The following is a 20,075-nucleotide window of genomic DNA, read 5'->3' as shown; positions in this document are numbered from 1 at the left end:
CCACCCCGACGGAGCCGTTGCACGCAACGAGCGAACAACGCGTGTCTTCCTCCTTCGACCTCATCACCGTCGGCCGCATCGGAGTGGACATCTATCCGCTGCAGGACGGCAGGGGGCTCGAGGATGTCGACACCTTCGGCAAGTACCTCGGCGGCAGCCCGACGAACGTCGCCATCGCGGCCGCCAAGCACGGCCTCCGCTCCGCCGTCATCACGGCGACAGGGGACGACCCGTTCGGCCGCTACGCCCACCGGGAGCTGCGACGACTCGGCGTCGACGACCGGTTCGTCGCGACGGTCCCGACGCTGAAGACCCCGGTGACCTTCTGCGAGATCTTCCCGCCGGACGACTTCCCGCTGTACTTCTACCGGGACCCGCTGGCGCCCGACCTCGCCATCACCGGCAAGCAGCTCGATCTCGACGCCATCAGCGGCGCCCGGATCTTCTGGTCCACGGTGACCGGGCTCTCGCGTGACCCCAGCCGTACGGCGCACCACATCGCGTGGGAGGCTCGCGGCCGCAAGCCGCTGACCATCCTCGACCTCGACTACCGGCCGATGTTCTGGACCGACCCGAAGTTGGCGACAGCCGAGGTCGCGCGCGCGCTGTCCAACGTCACTGTGGCCGTCGGCAATCGCGAGGAATGCGAGATCGCAGTCGGCGAGACCGACCCGCACCGTGCTGCGGATGCCCTGCTCGACCGCGGCGTCGAACTCGCGATCGTGAAGCAGGGGCCGCGCGGAGTGCTGGCGAAGACGCGGGAACAGACCGTCGAGGTGGAGCCCTACTTCGTCGAGGTCGTCAACGGGCTGGGCGCAGGCGACGGCTTCGGCGGCGCGCTGTGCTACGGGCTCTTGCAGGACTGGTCGCTGGAGCGAGTGATCCGGTTCGCGAACGTCGCCGGTGCCATCGTGGCCACGCGCCGCGAGTGCTCGACCGCGATGCCGTCCACGGCTGAGGTCGACGATGTGCTGAAGGAGCTCGAGAATGTCCACAGCTGACCTGGTCAACCGCACCCAGCGCATCCTCGATGAGCGGGCATTCGCCCGGCTGCGCGAGCTGCGCTACACCGATCCGGGTGCCGTCCGGTCCTCGCTCGACACCCGAAGGCGCCGACCCCTGGTGCGCGGCGACGGACGCCTGTTCATCGTCGCGGCCGACCATCCCGCTCGCGGGGCGCTGGGTGTCCGGAAGGACGGCATGGCGATGGCCGACCGCTACGGCCTCCTCGAACGGCTGGCGCTCGCGCTCTCCCGTCCTGGTGTCGACGGGGTCCTCGGGACCCCGGACATCATCGACGACTTGGCGCTGCTCGGTGCGCTCGACGACAAGATCGCCGTCGGCTCGATGAACCGTGGAGGCCTTCGCGGCTCGGTGTTCGAGATGGACGACCGCTACACGGGCTACGACGTGCCCGCGATGGTCCGGGACGGCGTGGACGCGGCGAAGCTGCTGGTCCGCGTCAACCTCGAAGACGCCGCAACCGTGCGAACGCTGGAGAAGACCGCGGATGCCGTGACCGCCTCCGCCGCTGCCGGGCTGCCGATCCTTCTGGAGCCGTTCATGAGCTCCTGGCGTGAAGGACGCATCGTGAACGACCTCACGGCGGACGCCGTCATCAACTCCGTGGCGATCGCGTCCGGCCTCGGCGCTTCGTCCGCCTACACCTGGCTGAAGCTCCCGGTCGTCGACGACATGGAGCGGGTGATGGCGGCCACGACCCTTCCGACCCTGCTGCTCGGCGGCGATGCCGACGGCTCGCCCGATCAGACCTATGCCTCGTGGGATGCCGCCCTCGGCCTACCCGGAGTGCACGGGCTCGTGGTCGGCCGGACCCTCCTCTACCCCCAGGACGGCGACGTCGCGCAGGCCGTCGACATCGCCGCCGGCCTGGTACACGGCCGCTGAGCGGCTGCACCACACGAACATCGAAGGAACCGCCATGACCACCACCACCCCCGGCACCGCTGACACCGCCCGCGACTCCGACCTGCCCGTTATCGCGCACTGGATCGACGGCGCCGAATACCCGTCGACGAGCGGCCGGACCGCACCGGTGTTCGATCCTGCACTCGGAGTGCAGACCAAGCGTGTCGCCCTCGCCGACCGAGCCGAGATCGATGCGGCCGTCGCTTCGGCCAAAGCGGCGTTCCCCGAGTGGGCAGACCTCTCCCTTGCACGCAGGCAAGCCGTCCTCTTCAAGTTCCGCGAACTCCTGGACGCCCGCAAGGGCGAGCTGGCTGAGATCATCACTAGCGAGCACGGCAAGGTGCTCTCAGACGCGCTCGGCGAGATCAGCCGCGGGCAGGAGGTGGTCGAGTTCGCGACCGGTCTGGCTCACCACCTCAAGGGAGAGTATTCGGAGCAGGTGTCCACGGGGGTCGACGTCTACTCGACGCGCCAACCGCTGGGTGTGGTGGCGATCATCTCACCCTTCAACTTCCCCGCAATGGTTCCGGCCTGGTTCTTCCCGGTGGCGATCGCCGCAGGAAACTCCGTGGTGCTGAAGCCCTCCGAGAAGGATCCGTCGGCCGCGATCTGGATCGCGAAGCTGTGGAAGGAGGCCGGGCTCCCGGACGGCGTCTTCACGGTGCTGAATGGTGACAAGGAGGCGGTCGACGGGTTGCTCACGCATCCGGATGTCGCATCCATCTCATTCGTCGGGTCCACCCCCATCGCCAAGTACGTGTACGAGACGGGCACGGCGCACGGCAAGCGCGTCCAGGCGCTCGGCGGTGCGAAGAACCACATGCTGGTGCTGCCCGACGCCGACCTCGACCTCACTGCCGACAGCGCGATCAACGCCGGCTTCGGCTCAGCCGGCGAGCGCTGCATGGCCATCTCGGTGGTCGTCGCGGTCGAGCCGGTCGCCGACGCCCTGATCGAGAAGATCGCCGAGCGGATCGCCGGGCTGCGGATCGGCGACGGGCGCCGAGGCTGCGACATGGGGCCGCTGGTGACGGAGCAGCACCGCGACAAGGTCGCCTCCTACATCGACATTGCGAAAGAGGACGGTGCCACCGTCGTCGTCGATGGACGCGACGTGAACCCGGACGGTGACGCCGGCGGCTTCTGGCTCGGCCCCACTCTGCTGGACAATCTGCCAACGACGTCGCGCGCCTACACGGAAGAGATCTTCGGCCCGGTGCTCGCGGTGGTCCGGGTGGCGAGCTACGACGAAGGAGTGGAGTTGATCAACTCGAGCGCCTTCGGCAACGGCACCGCCATCTTCACGAACGACGGCGGTGCGGCCCGCCGCTTCCAGAAGGAGATCCAGGTCGGAATGATCGGGATCAACGTGCCGATCCCCGTCCCGGTAGCGACCTTCTCGTTCGGCGGCTGGAAAGACTCGCTGTTCGGCGACACGAAAGCGCACGGCGTCGAGGGCGTGAAGTTCTTCACCCAGCTCAAGGCTGTCACCAGCCGCTGGCTCGACCCGTCGCACGGCGGAATCAACCTCGGCTTCCCCGAGAACGACTGAGACCGGAGGCGACGACCTGATGGCAGAGCGCAACGAGTGGTTCTTCCCCCGAGGCTCGCTCAGCGAGAGATGGTGGGAGTCGGCGGTGGACGCATCCATCGATGGCTGGAAGCACACCGGACTCCGGGTGGCAGAGCTTGCCGGCAACACCGTGCAGCTGCCCGCAGGAGACATCGAACGGATCGTTGTGCCGCTAGCCGGATCGTTCACCGTGTCCCACGAGGGACGCAGCACCCGGCTGACCGGACGATCCAGCGTCTTCGATGGCCCGACCGACGTCCTCTACGTGGGTCGGGGCCAGGAGATCGCCGTCACCGGCTTCGGCCGGGTCGCTGTGGCAGAGGCGCCGACCCGCGTCGACAAGCCCTCTGCCTACGTCGCACGCGAGGATGTCCCCGTCGAACTCCGCGGCGCCGGGCAGGACACCCGCCAGGTGCATAATTTCGGAACGCCGGCCGTGCTCGACGCTGCCTCGTTGATCGTGTGCGAGGTGATCACGCCGGCCGGGAACTGGTCGTCGCATCCGGCACACAAGCACGATGAAGAGGTGCCGGGTCACGAGTCTCAGCTGGAGGAGATCTACTACTTCGAGGCGGCGGCGGCGCGTTCGGTTTCCGCGCCGCCCACCGCCGACGCATTCGGGAGTTTTGCGACCTACCGTTCCGCGGCCGGAGACATCGAGACGAACGCCCTCGTGCGCACCGGCGACATCGCCCTCGTCCCTTTCGGCTACCACGGCCCCGCTGTCGCGCCCCCGGAGTACGACCTCTACTACCTCAACGTCATGGCCGGTCCGGGCGAGGAGCGCGTCTGGCTGGTCTCCGACGACCCGCGCCAGGCGTGGCTCCGCGACACCTGGGCAGACCAGGAGACCGACCAGCGCCTGCCGTACCGGCAGGACACGCCGACCACCCAAGGAGCCACCCCATGACCACCCGCAGGATGACCGTCAGCCAAGCGCTCGTCGAGTTCCTCGCCAACCAGTGGACGGTCGACGGCGACGTGCGCGAGCGCACGGTTCCGGGGATGTTCGGCATCTTCGGGCACGGCAACGTCGCCGGCCTCGGCCAGGCGCTCAAGCAGGCGAACGTGCAGGACCCGGAGCGGATGCCGTACTACCAGGCGCGCAACGAGCAGGCGATGGTGCACCAGGCCGTCGGCTTCGCCCGGATCCACCGTCGTCGCGCGACGCTGGCATCCACCGCCTCCGTCGGCCCCGGGGCTGCGAACATGCTCACCGGCGCCGCGCTGGCCACCGCCAACCGCCTGCCCGCCCTCCTGCTGCCCTCGGACACGTTCGCAACGCGCGTGGCCGACCCGGTCCTGCAGCAGCTCGAGCACCCGCACGACCTCGGTGTGCAGGTCACGGACGCCTTCCGCCCGGTCTCCCGCTTCTTCGACCGGGTGCAGCGGCCGGAACAGCTGTTCTCGATCGCGCTCGCCGCGATGCGTGTCCTCACTGACCCGGCCGAGACCGGCGCGGTGACCATCGCACTGCCGGAGGACGTTCAGGCCGAGGCGTTGGAGGTGCCGGAAGAGTTCCTGCAGCCACGGGAGTGGCACATCCGCCGCCCGCTTCCGGAGCAGTGGGCCCTGCAGGCGGCGGCCCAGGCCATCCGCTCGGCGGAACGGCCGTTCATCGTGGCCGGCGGCGGCGTGCTCTACTCCTCCGCCGAGGACTCGCTTCGCGCGTTCGTCGAGCAGACCGGCATCCCGGTCGGCACCAGCCAGGCCGGCGGCGGATCCCTGGCCTGGGATCACCCGCAGAACCTGGGTGGCGTTGGTGCCACCGGCACCAGTGCCGCGAACCGCCTGGCAGCAGAGGCGGATGTGGTCATCGGTATCGGCACTCGTTACAGCGACTTCACGACGGCCAGCCGTACCGTCTTCCAGGACGCCGGCGTCACGTTCGTGAACATCAACGTCGCCGCCTTCGACGCCTACAAGCACGGCACGCAACTGCCCGTGATCGCCGACGCCCGCGAGGCTTTGGACGATCTGCGCGACGCCCTGGAAGGAACAACGGTCAGCGCGGCATACGCCGACCGCATCGCTGCCGAGAAGCGCAGGTGGGACGAGGTCGCGGATGCGGCCCTCGCCCCGGCCGAAGCCGAGCTGCCTGGACAGCCCGAGATCATCGGGGCGGTCCAGCGCGCCAGTGCCCCGCGGGATGTCGTGGTCCAGGCTGCCGGATCGCTTCCGGGCGATCTGCACAAGCTGTGGCGGGTTCGGGATGCACTCGGGTACCACGTCGAGTACGCCTTCTCCACTATGGGCTATGAGATCGCCGGGGGGATCGGCGTGAAGCGCGGGCTCGAGGCGCTCGGCGACGACCGGGATGTGATCGTCATGGTCGGTGACGGCTCGTATCTGATGCTGCACACGGAGCTCGTCACCGCCGTTGCCGAGGGCATCAAGATCGTTGTGGTCCTCATCCAGAACAACGGATACGCCTCGATCGGACATCTCTCTGAAACGGTCGGCTCCGAGCGGTACGGCACCCGGTACCGCTACCGCGACCCCGCCGAACTCAACTTCGAACGCGGCGACTTCCTCCCTGTCGACCTCGCTGCGAACGCGCGCAGCTACGGGATAGACGTAGTCGAGATCGCGCCGGGACCGGACGCCGTCGACCGGCTGTCCGAGGCGGTCACGGCGGCGAAAGCGTCGCTGGCCTCCACCCTGATCCACATCGAATCCGACCCGTTCGTGTACGCACCGGACGGCGGAGGCTGGTGGGATGTGCCGGTCGCCGAGGCCTCTGAACTGCCGAGCACGCAGCGCGCCCGCGACGAATACGTCGAGCAGCAGAAGAAGCAGCGCCCACTCCTGGGCTGACAGCATGCCCAGCACCACCACGATCAAGGATGATGATGACTGACAGCGCACCAGACCAGCGACCGGCCGGAGGAACCGCGCCCGGCCTCCGTATCGGGACCGCGCCCGACTCCTGGGGCGTGTGGTTCCCGGACCACCCCCGGCAGACTCCCTGGGAGCGATTCCTGGACGAAGTCCAGGCCGCCGGTTACCACTGGATCGAACTCGGCCCGTACGGCTATCTCCCCACCGACCCGGAGCGGCTGCTCGACGAACTGGCCAAGCGCGACCTCCAGATCAGCGGCGGCACGGTCTTCACGGGCTTCCACAAGGGCCCGGAGCAGTGGGAGCGGGCACTCGAGCAGGTCGAGAAGGTCGCCACCCTCACCCGCGCGGTCGGCGGCGAACACATCGTCGTCATCCCCGACCTCTGGCGGTCGGACGCGACCGGCGAGACCCTCGAGCCCCGCACACTGACCGACGAGCAGTGGGCGACGCTCGCGGCCGGCCACGACCGGCTCGGGCGGGTCCTCCTGGACGACTACGGTCTCCGCCAGCAGTTCCACTCCCACGCGGACTCGCACGTCGGCACGCACCGCGAGGTCGAGCGCCTGCTGGCGCTCACCGACCCGCGCCACCTCAACCTGTGCCTCGACACCGGACACTTCGCCTACTACGGCGGCGACAGCGTGGCACTCATCAAGCAGCACCCGGAACGCATCGGCTACCTCCACCTGAAACAGGTCGACCCTCAACTGCTCTTCGAAGTGCTGAAGAACGACGTCGCCTTCGCCGACGCGGCCATCGACGTCATGGTGGAGCCGCCGGCCGGCATCCCCGACTTTGCGCCGATCATCGAGGCGGTCGCGGCCATCGACCCCGAGATCTTCGCGATCGTCGAGCAGGACATGCCCGGCGTCGATATCGACGTACCGCTCGGCATCGCCACCCGCACGCGGGAGTACATCTTCGGCTGCAGCCCGCTCACGCGCGTGCGCTGAGCGAACCCATTCACGACAGAGAAAGAGACCACAGTATATGAGCACCACCAGCACGCCCGACCTCCGGGTCGGCGTCGTCGGGGCCGGGATGATGGGCGCCGACCACATCCAGCGCATCACCCGTGTCATCAGCGGCGCCACCGTTTCAGCGATCGTCGAGCCGGACGCGGGCCGCGCTGAGGCAGCGGTCGCGACGGCGCCGGGGGCGCAGGCCTTTGCCAGCATCGAGGACGCCCTCGACGCCGGCGCCCTCGACGCGGTCGTCATCGCCACACCCGGGCAGTTCCACGAGCCGGTGCTGATCCCCGCCCTCGAGGCGGGCCTGCCGATCCTGTGCGAGAAGCCTCTGACCCCGGACAGCGCCTCGTCGCTGCGCATCGTGGAGCGGGAGCAGAAGCTCGACCGACCGCACATCCAGCTCGGGTTCATGAGGCGCTTCGACGAGGAGTACCGGCAGCTGCGCGAGTTGATCGCCTCGGCGCAGGCGGGCGAACTGCTCATGCTGCGCGGGGTACACCGCAACCCGGCCGTCCCCGACACGTACACCGAAACGATGCTGATCACGGACTCCCTCGTGCACGAGTTCGATGTGATGCCATGGCTCTCCGGGTCGCCGATCCGCAGCGTGGAAGTGAAGCATCCGCGACGAAACTCCCTCTCGCCGGAACACCTGCAGGAGCCGATCCTGGCGCTCATCGAGCTGGAGAACGGGGTGCTGGTGGACGTGGAGATGAACGTGAGCGTGCAGTTCGGCTACCACGTCGGCACCGAGGCCGTCTTCCAGACCGGTGTCGCCCGTATCGGGCAGCCCTCCGGCTTGCAGCAGTGGGCCGCCGGTCGGTTCTCCATCGCGGAGCACATGTCCTTCAAGACCCGCTTCGCGCGCGCCTACGACGCGCAGGTGCAGGCATGGGTGAACGCTGTGCGCGACGGCTCGCTCGTCGCCGGTCCCACCGCGTGGGACGGTTACCTGGTGGCACTCGCCTGCGAAGCGGGCGTCCAGGCCCTGACCCAGACCGGTCCGGTCGCCGTCGCCCCGACCGTCCGCCCCGCCTTCTACGCATAGGAGACCGACATGGTGAAGATCGCCTACGACCCGACGCCGCTGCACCACGACTTCGCGCTCCTGGACTTCCCGGATGCGGTCGCGCGGCTCGGCTACGACCAGCTGCACTTGACGCCGCATCCGGACTTCGCCCCGTTCTTCCGGCACCCGAAGGCCGACGACGAGCTGGTCGCCGCGCTGAAGAAGCGGGCGGCCGATGCGGGTGTTTCGATCGCCGCTCTGCTGCCTGTGCAGCGGATCAGCTGGCCCGGCGAAGCCGAGCGGCAAGCGGCCGTCCGGAACTTCGCGCGCGTAATCGAGCTGGCGGCGGAGCTCGAGGTTCCCGTGATCAACACCGAGTTCAGCGGCCGACCCGAAGAGTCGGAGGCGAGCGAAGCGTCGTTCTACCGCTCGATGGAGGAGTTGCTCCCGCTGCTTCACCGCGAGGGGATACGTCTCAACATCGACCCGCATCCCGACGACTTCGTCGAGGACGGCTTGGAGGCCTGGCGGATCATCCGGGGCCTCAATGACCCGTCGGTCGGGTTCGTCTACGTCGGCTCGCACACGTTCCACTACGGCGATCGAGCGACATCACTCATCCCCGAGCTCGGGGATCGCCTCGGCGCCGTCTACGCAGCTGACACGTTCGATCACGTCCGCTCGCACGGCCTCCGGTACATCACCAACCCGCCCGGAAATGCGGTGCGCGTGCACCAACACCTGGACATCGGTGACGGCGATGTGGACTGGCAGGAGCTGTTCGGCGCCCTGCGGACCAGCGGCTTCCTCGACCGTGACGACGCACTCATCGTCTCCAACGTCTTCGCCGAGGACGAACGGGCAGAGGAATCGGCGCGATCACAGCTGCGCAAGCTGCGAGAATTGATCGGAGCCTGAGTCCGCCAAGGAGAGTCAGCGGTCGACGAGGGTGATCTCGAAGGAGTACAAGTCGGGACGGTAGCAGTGCTGCCCGTACTCCACGGCGCGGCCGGTCGTGTCGAAGGCCGTTCGCGACATCGTCAGGACCGCGGCGCGTTTGCCAATGCCGAGCAGGTCGCTCTCGCGCGTGGTCGCCTCGCGCGCACCGATCCTCTGGTTCGCGATGCGCATGTTCACGCCACGTTCGCGGAGCAACTGGTAGAGACCGTGCTCCTCGAGATCATCGCGGCTGATCGTGGTGAAGTCGGTGGGGAGCGTGTTGTCGAGGATGGCAAGGGGCACGCCGTCGGCGGAGCGCAACCGGATCAGGTGGAGCACCGGGGCACCGGCCTCGAGGTTGAGGTGCGCTGCTTCGTCATCGTTCGCGGGGCGGATGTCGTGGCTGATCACCCGGGTTTCTGGCGTCTGCCCGGTATGGGAGAGGTCTTCGTACAAGCTGGTGAGGTCGACGTTCCGGGTCACCCGGCCGTGCACGACCTGGGTGCCGACGCCACGGCGGCGGACCAGGAGCCCCTTGTCGACGAGGTCTTGGATCGCACGGCGGACCGTGGGACGGGACAGCGAGAGGCGCTGGGCCAGCGCGATCTCGTTCTCGAGGCGTGCTCCGGGGGGAAGCACCTCGTCGCGGATTGCCTGCTCCAGCTTGGTTGCCAACTGGTAGTACAGGGGGATGGGACTGGTCTTGTCGAGGTCTGCGAAAAGATCACGGGGGAGGGGATACTCGCCTTGCATCTGGGCCATGTGCCACCTCCTAGTTTGTAAGAACAACCATACACGGAGCGCAGTTGTCTGCGACGTGGAGGACTCAGAAGTCATCTGAGGTTGGCGACGGACTCCCGGCTAACGAGACGCGTCGGTAGTGACGGGGCACCCGGGAGCTGTGCCCGTCCCGCCATCATGGATGGCGAGAGGCGACGAGGGAAGCGTTCGCTCCGTTGCGTGTCGTAAACCGGCGTAACGCGGGCGCGGAGATCGGCGTGAGTGGTGTGCCCCATGGGCATGACCGACGCACGCACCGCCCCGCGGAGGCCCACCGCCGACACCGCTTCACGTCCGGGTGACCAGCGATGAGTTCAAGCAGGCGTTCCGCAACCACGCTGCCGGCGTCGCGGTCATCACCGCGGATGACGGCTCGGGCCCGGCCGGCCTGACGGCGGCAAGTGTGTTCTCGGTCAACGCCGAGCCTCCGCTGCTCGTCTTCTCCCTGTCCTCTCAGCCCTCCAGTGCACCGACACTGTGGCTGGCCGAGCACGTAGTAGCCATCTGCTGGCGGAGGATCAGGTCGACGTCGCGCAGCGGTGCGCGACCAGCGGCATCGACCGCTTCGCCGGCACCACGCCCTGGACGCGGTTGATCACCAGCGAACCGTACTTCCCGTCCGCTCACACCTGGATCCACGGCCGGGTCATCAACACGATGAGCACCGGAACCGCCACAATCGTCGCCGTCCACTCCCGCCAGGCGCAACTGCCACCGTGGAGGCGTCACCGTTGGTGTACCACAACCGCACGCGGCACCGCTCGGGGAGGCCTCGCGTCTGGGCCGAGCGGCGGGCCGCCTGGCGGCCCGGCTTGACGAGTCGCCGGCTTGTGCCTATCGTCCCGAGCGATGAACAGCACCCGCCTGACGCGCGTCGGACTCTGGGTCCGGCCTAGACCCGGCGCGCTGCCGGAGCGGGTGAAGCTGCGGGCACGCAAGCGGGCGGTCGGGCGCGTCGCGAGTCTGTCCGCGGCGAAGGCCGCTGCCCAGCGGGCAGCCTGAGCGGCCCCTCAGCCGCCTGGACCCGTATCGTCCGGGGACTCGGCTTGCCCACATTTTGCCCACAATCGGTTTCGGGAGTAGGAAATCTCCGTCATCACGTCGGGTCTCTCACCCGCGGATTTCCGCGCACTTACGAGTGATCGGCGGGGGCTCAACGAGGCGGGCTAGAGCACACGGCTCATAATCGTGGTGTCGCGGGTTCGAGTCCCGCCCTCGCTACAAAACCCCCGGAATCAAGGTTCCGGGGGCTTTTAGTTTCTCCGAGAGACGCGGCCCCGCACACAGACCCGGCACATTCACTGCGCTCCCACCGCCTTGTCAGGGCGGCTGCGGCCCGTGCACCGCCGATGTTCTTAGCCATGTAGACGGCTGCCACCACTGCCGCGTCTCAAACCCGCATCAAGACCCTCACCGAGCAGACCCGGCGCGACAACGCCCCCTTCTTCGCGTGGCCGGAGGACATGCCCATGCACTGCGTCACCCAAGGGATCGGGACGATCCTGCGGGCGCGCCACCTCATCCCTCTGGCTTTCGGCCGGGCCAAGGCGGAGGCGGTCGCAGGAGCGGTGAGGGACCGCTGTCGGCTGCGAACCCCGGGTCCGCCATCCAGCTCCACCCACACGTGACCGTGATCGTGGACGAGCGCGCGGCCGCGCCCCTCGTGCTTGCCGACTACTACCGGCACGCATGGGCGAACAGGCTGGGCTAGCCGCGGCGAAGCCACGTCACGCGTTGAGGAGTTCGTCGAATACCTGGCTTGCCGCACCACCGAACTTCAACCGCTACGGCGGGCCGGCCGCTCTCACAACATCGCTCAGGCGGTTCTGTTTCTGGCGAGTGAGGAGTGGGCTTGGATCAGTGGCATCGTCGTGCCCGTCGATGGTGGGGCGACGGCAGTGGGGCTCGGTGGCGGCGCGCCCATCAGGCTGCCCGGCACGGGTCCGGTTGTGCGCCAGGTAGCGAACGAGTTCCTGGCGAGTTCCCGAATTCTCCAGGCAGGCCGACGGGAGTCTAGGCCGACGACCCCGGGATCCGTTTTGTCGGGTTCATCACTTCGTGTACGTTGCTATTGTTTCAACGTTGCAACATCAGGGAGGAACATGTGACCGTCGACCCCGTCCCGCTACCCCAATACCCGCGACCGCAGCTGGTCCGGAGCAGCTACCTCACTCTGAACGGTCGGTGGCAGTATGCCATCCGGTCGACCGCGACGGGCGGGGCGACGCCTCCAGCTGCGTGGGACGGCGAGATCCTGGTCCCGTACTCGCCGGAGGCTGTGCTCTCCGGGGTGGGGAGACGTCTACAGCCGGGGGAGACGCTGTGGTACCGCCGGTCGGTGGCGTTGCCGCCCGGGTTCGCAGCGGAGGGACAGTCTGTCCTGCTGCATTTCGGAGCGGTCGACCAGGATTGCGAGGTCCAGATCGACGGCGTGCCGGTCGGCGCCAATCGGGGAGGCTACTGGCCGTTCGCGATGGACGTCACGGAGAGCATCGCCGACGGGAAAACGCACGAACTGGTCGTCGCGGTGCGCGATGAGAGCGACAGCGGGTTCCGCTCGCGCGGCAAGCAGTCCCTGCGTCCGGGCGGCATCTGGTACACGCCGCAATCCGGGATCTGGCAGACGGTGTGGCTGGAGGCGGTGCCGGCGGTGCGCGTGGAGCGCATCGGCTATCGGACGCTGCTCGCCGAAAGCGCGATCGAGGTGACCGTTCATACGTCGCTGCCCGACGGCGCTTCACCCGAGCAGGGCGAGTTCGGTGTGCGGATCGAAGTCGCGGCGGCCGGAACCGTCATCGGGCGCGCCACTGGCGCGTCGGGACGGCCCGTTACGATCCCGATTCCCAGGCCGCGGCTCTGGACACCCGAAGACCCGTTCCTCTACGACGTGACGATCGTGGTGGGAGACGACATCGTTCGCAGTTATACCGGCATGCGCACCGTCGAGGTTGCGCCGGACGAACGCGGCGTTCCGCGGCTCCTGCTCAACGGCGCGCCGTACTTCCATGCCGGAGTTCTCGACCAAGGCTACTGGCCGGACGGCCTGTACACGCCGCCGTCCGACGATGCGTTCGTCCGTGACATCCAGGCCATGAAGGATCTCGGCTTCACGATGCTGCGGAAGCACATCAAGATCGAGCCGCTGCGCTGGTACCACCACTGCGACCGGCTCGGAATGCTGGTCTGGCAGGACCTCGTCAACGGAGGGCGGCGATACAACCCCGTCGTCATCACGGCCCCGGTACTCACGCCACTGCGACTCAACGATCGCCGGTATCGCGCGTTCGGCAGGCAGGACGCGGAGGGCCGTACGGAGTTCCGCGACGAGCTCGCTCGCACCGTGGAGCTGTTGTCGCCGTCGCCCTCGATTGTGTGCTGGGTGCCGTTCAATGAAGGGTGGGGTCAGTTCGATGCTCGCGACGCGGTCGACCGCATTCGGGCGCTCGACCCCGACCGGATCATCGACCACGCCAGCGGCTGGCACGACCAGCGCGGGGGAGACCTGCGGAGTCTCCACGTCTATTTCCGTCCGATCCGCCCGCGCCGCTCGTGGGGGCGCGACGGCCGTGCGGTTGTGGTCTCCGAGTACGGCGGGTACAGCCTGCGGATAGCGGGCCACGGTCACAGCGATCGCGAGTTCGGGTACCGCAAGCTGACGACTCCGGAGGCCCTGACGGCAGCGTTCGAGCATCTACACCGCACGGAGGTGCTGCCGGCGATCGAACGCGGGCTCTCGGCGATCGTCTATACCCAGCTGGCCGATGTGGAGGACGAGCTCAACGGCCTCCTCACCGCCGACCGGTCAGTGGCCAAGGCGGACGCTCAGCGCGTGGGCGCGGCGCTCGCCGAACTGGAAGCGGAGTTCGCACGCATCGCCCGCCGACGTGTCACCGAGGGGCAGGTGAGCGCGCCTGAAACGGTCGATTCGGGGCGCCTGCGCGCCCCGCGACGGTAGCGCAGAACTACCGTACGGTGGGCGGGAAGCCGGAGGAGTCACGGTGCACGACGGCGTACGGAGCGCGGGTGGTCCGCGGTTCGGCGTCGGGCTGATCGAGGCGGCGCAGCATCGCCGCAATGGCGAGCCGGGCGAGCTCGTCCATGTCGGGGGCGACGGTGGTCAGAGCGGGAGCGGTGTATGCGGCCTCCGCCGTGTTGTCCCAGCCGACCACGGCCACATCCTCCGGCACGCGCACACCGTTCTCGCGGAACGCGCGCAGCGCTCCGATCGCCAGGAGGTCGTTCGCGCAGAACAGTCCGTCGATCTGCGCACCCGAACGGATGAGCTCCTTGGTGCGCTCGTACCCCTCCTCGCGTGAGTAGTCGCCGTGCGGGTTGACCTGATCCCACTGTTCAACGGGCACGATTCGCGCGGGAGTGAGCCCCGCGGCCTCCAGGGCGCTGGTGAAGCCTGCCAGACGCAGGTCCGCCGGCGCGGCGCCGATGGTGCCGCTGACGACGTCTCCAAGGAACGCGATGCGTGTGCGGCCCGCGTCGATCATCGTCTGGGTGACCTCTCCCGTCGAGCTGACGTTGTCGACCACGACACTGTCGATATTGTCGCTGCGGAAGCGCTCGCCGAGGAGCACCAGGGGGGTGGGTCCGCGCTCCGCCTCGAACCGTTCGAGATCGATCGTCAGAGGACTGAACAGGATGCCGTCGGTGAGGATCGACTTGAAACCGGCCGCAACGCGCAGTTCGCGCTCCAGTGTGCCACGGGTCTCGTCGATGACGACGTCATAGCCCACCTTCTCGGCCTGCCCGACTACAGCGTGGGCCAGTTGCGCGAAGTAGGGATGCGACACGAACGGCACCGAAAGCGTCAGCAGATTGCTGCGTCCGCTGCGGAGCTGCCTAGCCGCCAGCTGCGGCCGGTAATCGAGTTCGGCGATCGCAGCCTCGACTTTCTCGCGCGTCGTCTCACTGATGTACCGGTGGCCGTTGATCACGTTGGAGACCGTGCGGTACGAGACGCCGGCTACTGCCGCAACGTCTTTGAGGGTGGGCGGCCCGCCCTGCCTGCGGCCGCGCCGCGGGGAATCGGTCGTCACTGGGATATCGTAACCGCTCCGACGGCCGATGTCCGGGATCCTTGCAACGTTGCGAGATCTTAATATTTCCACGTTGCAATATGTCGCACGGTCTGCTTGAGTGGCTCCTGCGACACCGGCGCGAGTCCCGTTACGCAGCACGGGTCGCAGATCTTCCACAACGACGAGGAGATGATTTTCATGACCCGAATCCCCCGGGTGAGCCGCGTACTCGGCATCGTGGCCGTCGCGGCCGCGGCCGTGGCGCTCACTGCCTGCAGCACAAGCGGCAGCGATAGCACCACGACACCTGCCGCCGTAAAAGGCGGAGGCCTCGGCACGGCCGACAAGCACGTCAAGATCACCATGATGTCCAACGACGCGTTCGCGCAGGTGTGGCAGACCAAGCTGGTGCCCGAGTTCAACAAGAAGTACCCGTACATCGACGTCACGATCGATTCGACGCCGTACGACAACCTGCTCGCCAAAGGCATGCTCAACGGCACGGACCCCGACCCGCAGTACGACTTGATCACGCTCGACGACCCGTGGACGCCTCAGCTGGCGAACGCCGGTGTCCTCCTCGACCTGAAGAAGTCCGCGGCCTCCTGGACCGAGAAGGGTTATGACTGGTCAGACTTCAACTCGGCGCCGCTCGGCTCGAGCGAGTGGGATGGCGGCCAGTATGGCGTTCCACTTCGCTCCAACATGCTGCTGATGTTCTACAACAAGACCCTCTACCAGAAAGCCGGTCTCGCTGAGCCGACCCCAGAGATCACCTGGAAGCAATACCTGGACGAAGCTCCGAAGCTCGTGCAGGACACTGACGGCGACGGCAAGACGGACTCCTGGGCGGCGGGCCTCACCTGGCAGAAGGGCGTGCTCTCGCCCACGTTCTGGCAGGCCGTGCTGAATTCCAACGGCGGCAAACTCTTCAGCAGCGACATGAAGCCCGGTTTCGACACCAAGGCGGGCGTCGCCGCGCTGCAGACCCAGGTGGACCTGCTGAAGTACGCACCTCCCGGAGCGACCGCCTACAACTATACCGAGCCGCTCGACGCGTTCCGCCAGGGCAAGGTCGCCACGATCTTCACGTGGGGCAGCGCCTACAAGTCGGCCGCTGTCGACCCGGCCGTGACAAAGCTCACGCCGGATCAGGTCGGCATTCAGACGATGCCGGCCGGATCTGCCGGACCGAGCACGCACCGCGGCATCTGGAGCGGATCGGTGTTCAAGAACTCGAAGCACCCGCAGGCGGCCTGGACCTTCCTGCAGTGGATGACCGATAAGGAGGGCGAGAAGTGGATCACCAACAATCTCGGCTCTTTCCCCGCCCGCAAATCCACCCTGGCCTCTACCCCGGAGCAGCAATGGCTAGTGCCGGTCTTCAAGACCCTGCAGTCCGCCTATGACGTGGCAGCCAAGGGCCAGATGTGGCGCGTGCGCTCAGTTCAGTCCAACGCAATCCAGCAGATCCTCGCGGATCAGACCAGCGCGGCGGTGATGGGCGACACGTCGAGCTCCGATGCACTGAAGAAGGCATCGGAACAGATCCACGAACTGCTGACGGAGTAGCACGATGACGGTCGCGCTCTCGAAGCCGCGGAAGGGCCGGTCTAGTGTGCCGGCCCGCCTGAAGGACATCGCCGGACGCTGGTCGTTCATGATCCCGGCGACGGTCGTCCTGGTGGCGGTTCTCGCCTATCCGCTGCTCTACACCCTGCAGATCAGCTTCTCGCACTTCGACCTCAGTACGTTCAGCCCGGGATCCTGGGTGGGGTTGGAGAACTATACAAAGGCGCTGGGAAACGAGTCGTTCCAGAACTCGCTCCTGGTCACCGGCATTTACCTGGTGCTGGCGCTTCCGCTGCAGATCGTCCTCGGGTTCGCGATCGCCTTCCTGCTCAACGCCGAGTGGAGGGGGCGCGGAGTGTTTCGCGCCCTCTTCCTCATCCCGATGGTCGTCGCACCCGTGGTCTCGGGAGGCATCTGGAAGATGCTGCTTGACCCGCTCTGGGGTGTGGTCGGGTGGGTGGGCTCGCTGGTCGGCCTTCCGACGGTCGACTGGTTCGGCAGCCCAGTCACAGCGATGATCAGCGTCGTCCTGATCGACACGTGGCGATCGGTGCCGTTCGTCGTCCTCATCGCCTCCGCCGCTCTGCTCTCCTTGCCCAAGGACGTGTTCGAGGCGGCGCAAGTGGACGGCGCCAACTGGTGGCAAACGCTCTGGCGCGTGAGCCTGCCGATGCTCGCTCCGATCATCGCGGCCACCTTCATCGTGCGCTGGCTCGGCGCGGTGAAGATGTTCGACATCGTCCTCACGACCACCAACGGCGGCCCGGGGAAGGCGACCGAAGTGGTCAATCTGTACATCTACCAGCAGGCGTTCCAACTGCTCCGCTTCAGCGAGTCGTCGGCGATGGCCGTGATCGTCCTGGTGCTCACCACGATCCTCACGCTCGTGTTCCTGTGGGGAAGCAAGAAGCTGGAGGACCGGGTATGACCACGACCGCCGAACGACCCACGAAACAGCTGGCCCGTCCGGCTGAGCCGAGCTCTGCCCGCTGGCGGAGGAACACCGGCCACCGGTGGCGGGTCTGGTCGGGGGTGGTCGTATGCATCCTCTTCCTGCTCCCGCTGGTGTGGATGGTGATCACCTCGTTCAAGCTGCAGCGCGACATCTTCACCGTGCCGCCGACGATCTTCTTCGACCCGACGCTCAGCCAGTACACGGAGGCGTGGGTTGGCCAGGGGCTCGGTCCGAAGATGGTGAACACTGTGATCGTCGCGCTCGGCGCCGGGTTGGTCTCGCTCGTCGCCGGAGCGATGGCCGGGTATGCGCTCGCGAGGCTGCGGATCCGCGGGGCGGCGACGATCGGCGTTCTCATCCTCGCCTCGCGCGGAGTGCCTCCCATCGCCCTCGCGGTGCCGATGTTCCTCGTCGCACGAACGCTCGGGGTCACCGACACCCACACCACGCTGATCCTGGCGTACTGCTCGTTCGTCATCCCTTATGTGATGTGGCTGATGCGCGGGTTCTTCCTGTCGCTGCCGAAGGAGCTGGAGGAGTCGGCCATGCTCGACGGCTGTTCGCGCATGGGCGCGTTCTTCCGGATCATCGTGCCGATCTCCATGCCCGGCCTGATCTCCACCTTCATCTTCAGCATCATTCTCGCCTGGGAGGAGCTGCTCTTCGCGCTCGTACTCACCAACCGCCGGGCGACCACGGTCCCTGTCGCGATCGCCGGCATGGTCGGCGACACCGAGCACGGCGCCAACTGGGGAGCGCTGGCCGCTGCCGGCACGCTCACTGTCATCCCCGTCGTGGTGCTGGCGCTCGTGGTCCAGAAGTGGCTCATCCGCGGCCTTGCCGACGGGGCCACCAAGGGCTGAGCGCACCGTCCCCTCCTCCACACCAGAAAAGAGAACCCTGTGAGACTACCCCTGCGCCCGGTCGCCCCGGGAGGTCAGCGCCTCGCCGAACGCGAGATCGTCAACACTGTCGACCTGTGCCTTCCGAGCGGCATCCTGAATCCGGAATCTGTCGGCTGGACTCGACACGCGCTGCACCGCACCTGGCTCCCCGGCTGGGGCCGCAACAAGCGCTTCGAGTACTGGGCGGTCACGACGCCCGACGCGATTGTGACGATGAACATCTCGCACCACGACTACCGTGCCAACGTCTCGGTCGGGTTCACTGAGCGCGACGGCTACCGGGAAATCCGCCAGGGCGGCAACACCTGGCTGCCCGGCCCCGGCGGGATGCGGGACCCGTTCAATCACGGACCGATGGAGGCCAGGCGCAAAGACGTGCTGGTGCGGCTCACCCCGCGCGGCACCGGCATGCACCTCTACGCCGAGTCACCGCGCATCCAGGCCGACATCCGCGTGCTCGCTCACCCCGGCCACGAGTCGATGGGGGTCGTCGTGCCCTGGAGCCCCCGCCGTTTCCAATACACCAAGAAGGACAACTGCCTCTCGGCGGAGGGCATCGTCGTGGTCGACGGTGTCACTCACCCGGTGGAGGCGCTCTCATCGTCTGCCGTGCACGACCGTGGCCGGGGGAGGTGGCCCTACTTCACGTTCTGGAACTGGGGCGCCGGAGTCGGCCGCACTTCTGACGGTCGCGACCTCGGCATTCAGCTCGGCGGCAAGTGGACTGACGGCACACCGTCGAGCGAGAACTGGGTGCGGATCGATGGCCGCCTCCACAAGATCGAGAACCACCTCGACTGGCGTTACGACCCCACGAACTGGACCGCCCCCTGGACGATCACCGGCCCGGACGTCGAGATCGTCTTCACACCGGAACACCACACGCAGCACCTCTTCGACCGTTGGCTCGTGTACAGCCGCGGCGATACCTGCTTCGGCCGTTACGACGGCCGTGTCGTCGTCGCCGGTACGGAAGTGACCTTCTCCGGCGTATTCGGACACGTCGAGGAGGTCGAGCGCCGTTGGTGATCACCACCGCGCACTCAGCCCCTGATTCCCTACCCCTGATCCCCTACCCCTGATCCCCCAGACCGCTCCGGAGTGCGAGGCGCTTCCACGGCGTCGCCGGAGCAGGGGCGGGGCGCGACTCCCACCGATGGCCGCGTCCCGCCCCACCTTGTCCGTTCAGTATTGCGACGAAGGAGTCCTCATGTCCCTCCCCACCAGCGCGCCGAGCGCTGTCCCATCCGTCCTGCGCATCACGACGGGCGATCTCGATGCTGCCGCCACGGGTAGCGTCGCTGGTGCGCGCTACCGCGCTCTCCTGACCGGCCCGGCCGGTTCCGGCACTGTGCGAGCAGTCACGCTCGACGGCGACGCTCCGCACGACCTCATCGTCGTCGAGTACGGCGATGGATCTCATTGGCGGACCTGGCTGCGCGGGGATCCATGTGCTGACGGTGTCGTCTACAGTCTGCTCGCCGAGATACCCACGAGCTTTCCGATGCGGGCGCCGGCGATCATGCGTTGAGGCGGAGGCGCCGTCGCATCGCTGGGCGATGGGTAGA

The 20,075-nt window shown here is 67.5% G+C and carries 19 protein-coding genes, 1 tRNA gene and 1 pseudogene; 19 read left to right on the top strand and 2 right to left on the bottom strand.

Annotated elements, in window-relative coordinates; all coding sequences use genetic code 11:
- Window positions 1–41: 41 nt before the first annotated feature.
- From iolC to BLW09_RS15310, 8 genes are read left to right on the top strand one after another with little or no spacing between them, the layout of a single operon-like run.
- Window positions 42–1,001 carry a 5-dehydro-2-deoxygluconokinase gene (gene iolC / locus BLW09_RS15345; RefSeq protein WP_197682061.1) on the top strand — a complete coding sequence of 320 codons (960 nt, stop codon included), beginning with the start codon at window positions 42–44 and terminating at the stop codon, window positions 999–1,001.
- Window positions 988–1,908: a class I fructose-bisphosphate aldolase gene (locus tag BLW09_RS15340; RefSeq protein WP_089914596.1), complete on the top strand. Its 921-nt coding sequence runs from the start codon at window positions 988–990 to the stop codon at window positions 1,906–1,908. The genes iolC and BLW09_RS15340 overlap by 14 nt, the downstream gene beginning before the upstream one ends.
- A 34-nt stretch (window positions 1,909–1,942) precedes the next feature.
- Window positions 1,943–3,481, top strand: coding sequence for a CoA-acylating methylmalonate-semialdehyde dehydrogenase (locus BLW09_RS15335; protein ID WP_089914593.1), 1,539 nt, complete (start codon window positions 1,943–1,945; stop codon window positions 3,479–3,481).
- Between the two features lie 19 nt (window positions 3,482–3,500).
- Window positions 3,501–4,412 carry a 5-deoxy-glucuronate isomerase gene (gene iolB / locus BLW09_RS15330; RefSeq protein ID WP_089914590.1) on the top strand — a complete coding sequence of 304 codons (912 nt, stop codon included), beginning with the start codon at window positions 3,501–3,503 and terminating at the stop codon, window positions 4,410–4,412.
- Window positions 4,409–6,319 carry a 3D-(3,5/4)-trihydroxycyclohexane-1,2-dione acylhydrolase (decyclizing) gene (iolD, locus tag BLW09_RS15325; RefSeq protein ID WP_089914587.1) on the top strand — a complete coding sequence of 637 codons (1,911 nt, stop codon included), beginning with the start codon at window positions 4,409–4,411 and terminating at the stop codon, window positions 6,317–6,319. The genes iolB and iolD overlap by 4 nt, the downstream gene beginning before the upstream one ends.
- 35 nt (window positions 6,320–6,354) lie before the next feature.
- A complete protein-coding gene (locus tag BLW09_RS15320; RefSeq protein ID WP_089916980.1) occupies window positions 6,355–7,299 on the top strand; it encodes a sugar phosphate isomerase/epimerase family protein in 945 nt (314 codons plus the stop codon).
- A gap of 37 nt (window positions 7,300–7,336) precedes the next feature.
- Window positions 7,337–8,365, top strand: coding sequence for a Gfo/Idh/MocA family protein (locus tag BLW09_RS15315; RefSeq protein WP_089914584.1), 1,029 nt, complete (start codon window positions 7,337–7,339; stop codon window positions 8,363–8,365).
- A gap of 9 nt (window positions 8,366–8,374) precedes the next feature.
- Window positions 8,375–9,244 carry a sugar phosphate isomerase/epimerase family protein gene (locus tag BLW09_RS15310; RefSeq protein WP_089914581.1) on the top strand — a complete coding sequence of 290 codons (870 nt, stop codon included), beginning with the start codon at window positions 8,375–8,377 and terminating at the stop codon, window positions 9,242–9,244.
- Between the two features lie 15 nt (window positions 9,245–9,259).
- On the opposite strand, the gene BLW09_RS15305 is transcribed toward BLW09_RS15310, so the two are convergent.
- Window positions 9,260–10,018: a GntR family transcriptional regulator gene (locus BLW09_RS15305; RefSeq protein ID WP_089916977.1), complete on the bottom strand. Its 759-nt coding sequence runs from the start codon at window positions 10,016–10,018 to the stop codon at window positions 9,260–9,262.
- A gap of 325 nt (window positions 10,019–10,343) precedes the next feature.
- Between BLW09_RS15305 and BLW09_RS19215 the strand changes: the two genes are divergently transcribed.
- The 6 genes and pseudogenes from BLW09_RS19215 to BLW09_RS15280 all read left to right on the top strand — a co-directional run bounded on the left by BLW09_RS19215 (window position 10,344) and on the right by BLW09_RS15280 (window position 14,000).
- Window positions 10,344–10,640, top strand: a complete 297-nt coding sequence (locus BLW09_RS19215) for a flavin reductase family protein (RefSeq protein WP_231946894.1) — start codon at window positions 10,344–10,346, stop codon at window positions 10,638–10,640.
- On the top strand, window positions 10,523–10,861 hold the full coding sequence (locus BLW09_RS19315) for a flavin reductase family protein (protein WP_331712805.1): 339 nt from the start codon (window positions 10,523–10,525) through the stop codon (window positions 10,859–10,861). Before BLW09_RS19215 ends, BLW09_RS19315 begins: the two co-directional genes overlap by 118 nt.
- A gap of 328 nt (window positions 10,862–11,189) precedes the next feature.
- Window positions 11,190–11,266, top strand: a tRNA-Met gene (locus tag BLW09_RS15295).
- Window positions 11,267–11,430: 164 nt separating this feature from the next.
- Window positions 11,431–11,756 (top strand): annotated as a pseudogene (locus BLW09_RS19210) (glucosamine-6-phosphate deaminase); the annotation flags it as partial.
- Window positions 11,713–12,153, top strand: coding sequence for an SDR family oxidoreductase (locus BLW09_RS19345; protein ID WP_089914578.1), 441 nt, complete (start codon window positions 11,713–11,715; stop codon window positions 12,151–12,153). The pseudogene BLW09_RS19210 and the gene BLW09_RS19345, both read left to right, overlap by 44 nt.
- Window positions 12,150–14,000: a glycoside hydrolase family 2 protein gene (locus BLW09_RS15280; protein ID WP_197682027.1), complete on the top strand. Its 1,851-nt coding sequence runs from the start codon at window positions 12,150–12,152 to the stop codon at window positions 13,998–14,000. The genes BLW09_RS19345 and BLW09_RS15280 overlap by 4 nt, the downstream gene beginning before the upstream one ends.
- A 7-nt stretch (window positions 14,001–14,007) precedes the next feature.
- Here the strand turns inward: BLW09_RS15280 and BLW09_RS15275 are convergent, their stop codons facing one another.
- Window positions 14,008–15,093, bottom strand: a complete 1,086-nt coding sequence (locus BLW09_RS15275; protein WP_172824225.1) for a LacI family DNA-binding transcriptional regulator — start codon at window positions 15,091–15,093, stop codon at window positions 14,008–14,010.
- Between the two features lie 180 nt (window positions 15,094–15,273).
- Here BLW09_RS15275 and BLW09_RS15270 point away from each other — a divergent pair, with 180 nt between their 5' ends.
- The 5 genes from BLW09_RS15270 (at window position 15,274) to BLW09_RS15250 (ending at window position 20,038) form a co-directional block, all read left to right on the top strand.
- Complete coding sequence (locus BLW09_RS15270) at window positions 15,274–16,647, top strand: ABC transporter substrate-binding protein (protein ID WP_089914573.1); 1,374 nt, start codon at window positions 15,274–15,276, stop codon at window positions 16,645–16,647.
- A 4-nt stretch (window positions 16,648–16,651) separates the two neighbouring features.
- A complete protein-coding gene (locus BLW09_RS15265; RefSeq protein WP_197682026.1) occupies window positions 16,652–17,575 on the top strand; it encodes a carbohydrate ABC transporter permease in 924 nt (307 codons plus the stop codon).
- The gene (locus BLW09_RS15260; protein ID WP_089914570.1) at window positions 17,572–18,465 is read left to right on the top strand and encodes a carbohydrate ABC transporter permease; all 894 of its coding nucleotides are present in this window, start codon (window positions 17,572–17,574) and stop codon (window positions 18,463–18,465) included. The genes BLW09_RS15265 and BLW09_RS15260 overlap by 4 nt, the downstream gene beginning before the upstream one ends.
- A 39-nt stretch (window positions 18,466–18,504) precedes the next feature.
- The gene (locus BLW09_RS15255) at window positions 18,505–19,536 is read left to right on the top strand and encodes a DUF2804 domain-containing protein (protein ID WP_089914567.1); all 1,032 of its coding nucleotides are present in this window, start codon (window positions 18,505–18,507) and stop codon (window positions 19,534–19,536) included.
- A 181-nt stretch (window positions 19,537–19,717) separates the two neighbouring features.
- A complete protein-coding gene (locus BLW09_RS15250) occupies window positions 19,718–20,038 on the top strand; it encodes a hypothetical protein (protein WP_089914564.1) in 321 nt (106 codons plus the stop codon).
- The last annotated feature ends 37 nt before the right edge of the window (window positions 20,039–20,075 follow it).

Source organism: Leifsonia sp. 21MFCrub1.1 (assembly GCF_900107895.1).
Lineage (GTDB): Bacteria > Actinomycetota > Actinomycetes > Actinomycetales > Microbacteriaceae > Leifsonia > Leifsonia soli.
This window is presented reverse-complemented; position numbering and strand designations above follow the sequence as displayed.